The sequence below is a fragment of the Pedobacter sp. 01T416_2 genome (assembly GCF_056398925.1).
Map to the genome: position 1 here is coordinate 1 of NZ_JBFTQI010000487.1, position 4,588 is coordinate 4,588.

At 37.3% G+C, this 4,588-nt stretch carries 4 protein-coding genes and 1 pseudogene; 2 read left to right on the forward strand and 3 right to left on the reverse strand.

The window, feature by feature from the left end; translation table 11 throughout:
• Both AC1DPQ_RS18595 and AC1DPQ_RS18600 read right to left on the reverse strand, forming a co-directional pair.
• Nucleotides 1-189: hypothetical protein (locus AC1DPQ_RS18595; protein WP_477610496.1), on the reverse strand; the 189-nt coding region annotated here is incomplete at its 3' end.
• Entirely contained in the window at nt 190-873 is a 684-nt protein-coding gene (locus AC1DPQ_RS18600; protein WP_477610497.1) for a phosphatase PAP2 family protein, read from the reverse strand.
• A gap of 255 nt (nt 874-1,128) precedes the next feature.
• Here AC1DPQ_RS18600 and AC1DPQ_RS18605 point away from each other — a divergent pair, with 255 nt between their 5' ends.
• Nucleotides 1,129-1,359, forward strand: a complete 231-nt coding sequence (locus AC1DPQ_RS18605) for a hypothetical protein (protein ID WP_215126602.1) — start codon at nt 1,129-1,131, stop codon at nt 1,357-1,359.
• Between the two features lie 176 nt (nt 1,360-1,535).
• On the opposite strand, the gene AC1DPQ_RS18610 is transcribed toward AC1DPQ_RS18605, so the two are convergent.
• Entirely contained in the window at nt 1,536-3,359 is a 1,824-nt protein-coding gene (locus AC1DPQ_RS18610) for a M60 family metallopeptidase (RefSeq protein ID WP_477581692.1), read from the reverse strand.
• Between the two features lie 915 nt (nt 3,360-4,274).
• Here AC1DPQ_RS18610 and AC1DPQ_RS18615 point away from each other — a divergent pair.
• Nucleotides 4,275-4,588: pseudogene (locus AC1DPQ_RS18615) on the forward strand (helix-turn-helix domain-containing protein); the annotation flags it as partial.

Consider the following 4,588-nt stretch of genomic DNA (forward strand, 5'->3'; position numbering starts at 1 on the left):
ATTTACTGTTGTTACTCTGATTAACCACGCCACAAATGGGGGATGATCAAAATAATTCCATTCCAGATTTAAAGCATAAGTCCAGTAATATACTTCATCATTTCCAAGTGCTATTGTTGAAGCAATGATCAGTTTGATCACAGCCATTACCATTATAAAAAGCCAAAGTTTAGCTGGAATTTCTTTCACTTAAATGGGGTTGGCCTGACTGGCGATTTTAAGCTGTTTATATCTTTTGCTTACCTTTGCCGATCTGAAAAATTTGAGATCGTATACTTGATGATAACTAACCAAAGCGCAGGTTATACCGGTTATTGCCCCAAAAATTACATCAATAAGGAAATGCTGAGCCAGGTATATACGCGAATAACCGATTAGAAAAGCAAAAAATAAGCAGTAAAACGTGATTTTATTTTTCTTGAAAACCAAAACGAATACTGTGGCTAAGGCAAACGCAGAAGCGGTATGGCCAGAAGGAAAAGAATTTTGATCATGCATGCTTACCCCTTCAACAAAATGAGTATAATGAAATAAAGTCTGCTCGAAAAAATATTTAGGCCTTGGCATGTGAAATATCCTTTTTGCAATTTGAATAAGCAGCCCTGAATAAATATAAGCAAGAACCACAGTCATTGCTTTTTTCTTTTTCCGAAGTGCAAGCAGAATTACTGCAGCCAGAATGCTGATTAAACCATCTCCTAAATTAGTGATGTACTTAAAAAAAATATCTAACCACGCTGGATGAAAATGGTTAAAAATGAGGAATCCATCTGTTTTAGAAAAGCTAAAATTAAAAACGAATGCCAACAGGAGTATGGATATTGCAGTAAAGAAATAATAATTGAGATTGGTCAATCTTTTTATCGTATGCATGTCCAGTTCTTTAATACAAAGCTACTAGCTGAATATCATCTGAAAGTTAAGCGAAGGTCATGTTTATGTCATGCCGCTTGATTTAAAGAATTTGCTGCGATCTGTAGTTTGATTGGAATAACCTCGATTATCGGTACAAGGGTGATTATTTTTGGAGAAAGCCTTTTGCTAACATTTCTTAATAAGTTAATATGAAAGCGCTGATAAGTTAAAATGCTTTGTTTTGCTTTGTGGCAAAAGAAATAATAATTGATTATGCAAAACAATCAGGTAACAGTTAGCCCAGATCTCCAGCAGTTTATTGATAAGTTTGAGCCCAGCAAATTTAAACTCATGTCTGGAGGAATCGAAATCAGGGGAATAAACGATATGCAAAGAAATATTGCCCAAGCCAGAGCAATCATCGAAAGATTAAAACTTCGCCTAATTGTTTTGCATAATGCCGAAATGCTTAGCTATCGCGGTTTTGAAGTAAATAACCTATAAGCCAAAAACCGATTTATCCAGTTTATAATCAGCCTGCCCATCAGGCTCATCATTAATTGCTGTTTCCGTTATACTTATAACATTTTTTTTGACTGGAAATATTAATCAAAAAGACATGTGTTGTAAGGTGATAAATAAAAAGAGGACCACCTATCAGCCCTCTTTTTATGAAATTGTTAATTGTATAAACCTAGCTCTGCCAGGGATGCAAACTGCAAACCATCTTGTGCAGAGTTCATAATTACCTTAAGGTATCTTAAGGTTTTGGTGCTGCCAAACGCAAAATATTGTACTCCGGCAGCATTTTGAGCTACATAATTGTTTACCGATGTGAAATTTATATTATCGGTACTTGTTAAAACCTGAAAGTTTTTAATTGCGCGGCTCAATCCGCTTCTTTGCACTAAACTTAAGCCGTTTGCCGATTTTGAAGATCCTAAATCAATTACAATCTGGTGCGGATAACTTGTTGCAGAAGTAGTCCAGCGTGAGTGCCAGAACGTACTATAGCTACCATCAATTAATGTAGCAGCCCTGCCGTTGATTGCTCCCTCGCCGCTGGTTTCTTCGGAGCTGAAAGAATTGATGCTCCAGCCAGTTTTACTTAATTCTGTTAAAGGTGCAACATTGTCTTGCAGGGTAGAGGGATCAGTGCTTGGCGCTGGTAAACCCAAAGCCGCCATGTCTGCATATATTTGAGTTGTAGCTGCTGAAGTAGATAAATTCAATCCCCATTTTTGGAAGAAACTAGTTAAATTTTTGCCCGATATACTACATGCCTTCAGCATGAAATAACGCATCCTGGCATCATCATTAGCTAAGGTTGGATTTTCAACACGCATATCCTTGGCCAGGGTTCTATAAAAATTATCACCATAGGCTAAGGTTAATTGTTGAAACATACAGAGTCTGATAAACAGATCGGTTAAAGGATTGGCATAACTTGTTGATCCGTTATAATCTTTGGTGCCAGCGGCTTTTCCTAAATAGGTAAAAGCTTTTGGCCATGTCCCATCATTTACTAGTCTGTTGATGGATGGAGTAAGGGTACGCTGCACATATAAACTGTAAAGATTTACCGTAACCTCACCCAGAGTACCCCAACGCCACATCATTTGGTGCTGGTGGCCTAGTTCGTGCCATAATCCCCAACCATTGGTGCCTACTGCGCTTAAAGTTAAAATGGCATTAACATCCGAAGTGATATAGGCTGTACGATAATCATAAGCGAAAAAATAATAGGCCGGATCCTCATGCTGCGTTAAAAGATAGGTATGCACATTTTTCGCATGTGCAGGCAAAGAGTTGTCTAAACCGTTCAGATCATCCTCTAACGCAATAACTTGTGTAATCTTGTTCAATATAGCGTTCTGGTCTTCTGCCTGGTACTGTATTGCTTTTGTTCTTGATACAACAATAACACAATTCGAGCCTTCTAAAACCACATCAGGAGTGGTGTACGTTTGTAATTGATTAATCCAGTCTGAATTGGTGGTTACGCCAAGTTTATAATATGGAGCGTATTGGTAACCGTTATTAAAAGTTACCTTAGCGGTAGAGCCAGTTGTAGAATTGGTGTACCTGATCCACAATAGGCCGCCTACAGCATTTGTAATGGTATTGGTACCCGCCGTTAACTGTACGGATGTGGGCTGGGTGTTCCAGGTGCCATATCGAGAATAGGTGCCAATTAATAATTTTGGCAAGCGGGTGCCAGTAGTTTGTTCTACTGTGATATCTAAAGTAGCACCCGGAGCCATGTATAAACCGGTTGCTGTAAAATCGGTTAAGTAGTATCCATTCTTTAAGCGGTCTCTCTCAATTGATGCATTAATTTTTTCGGTGACATTAAAAACATTGGTCTGAGTGAGGGATTGTACACTTGCACCACTCATTGTTTTTTTACTGTTTACAACTTCATCTTGTAATACAGCTGCTTTTTTACAGGCTGAAAGGCCTACAATCGCCGATACGGTTAAGAGTAATAGTTTCTTTTTCATTTTTTAGGTTTTTGTTAATATTTGGTTATAGGTAGCCATATTCCAATAAATGGATTATGGTAATAATTACATTGGTAATGTTTAGTCAGCCAGTTTATTCTTAAACAGGTGGTGTGAGTCTGTTTAAAACGTCAATACAATGTATCCATAATTACATTGATGTAAAAGGATAAAGACTGCGCAAACGTTTGATTCGCCTGTGCTTTACAGTATTGACTGATATATCTGTATCATTATTAAATTAAACTTTATACAACAGCAATTAGCATGTACAGAAATAGCCTGCCGCCTTGGCAAGCTATTAATTGTTCAGAAAGCGGCTAGTGGCTGTGCTAACAAATTGGCAAGAAACCAGTGAATTGGTTTCACCCGCTGTCAATTGGTTTTGAAAGTAAAGCTTATGGCATGGGGGAAATCCATAATCAGTTAATTGAATCAATCCTCTTTGATGTTGTGTTAGATAAAGCTTTGATCTATCTGGCTCTATTTGTGTAATATTATGCTGAATGGAGCTGAATATGCGTTTACTTTCCTTTAAGATTTCGTCTTGTAGTTCTTTACGTGGTCATTTATATGTAGTTCCTGTGGTAAGGGGATCTAAAATTACTTCCCTGAAACTTGTGAGTTCGTACATCATTTGCCTAGTAGCCAATTGCTTTAATTCTAGGCTTTTATTTCCAAATTTCTGCATTAGCGTGGTAAAACGAATAGTTAACGTGGTAATACTTGATTTTAACGCTTTTATTGCTTAATAGGGTTTCGTTCTGAAACAACATTAAAATGGCGTGGGTCGATTTTTATTATATTTGAAATCTTTACGCATGCTTTTAAAGATATTAACGTAGTTTGCATATTTGTAGTTAGATGATCAAAAGAAACTTACGGCATAGCTTTTCACTTCTTAATGTTGACTATGTGAGACTTAATGCCAAATGGAATTATAGGAATGTGATCAGTCCGTATTACCGCATTTACTATATAGATGAGGGGGAAGGTGAAATATCAGATGCTGAAAGCTCGCTAAAGCTAGAGCCTGGCTATTTGTACATTGTTCCCAGTTTCACCCTATGTAATTTAAATTGTAAGAATTCTCTGGGCCAGTATTTTGTTCAGTTTTTTGAGGATTCGACAGATGGAAGTTCACTTTTTGCCAATAACAGAAATGTATTGAAAACAGCGGCCACTGAAATAGATCTTAATCTTTTTGGCAGGCTGCTCCAGATTAATCC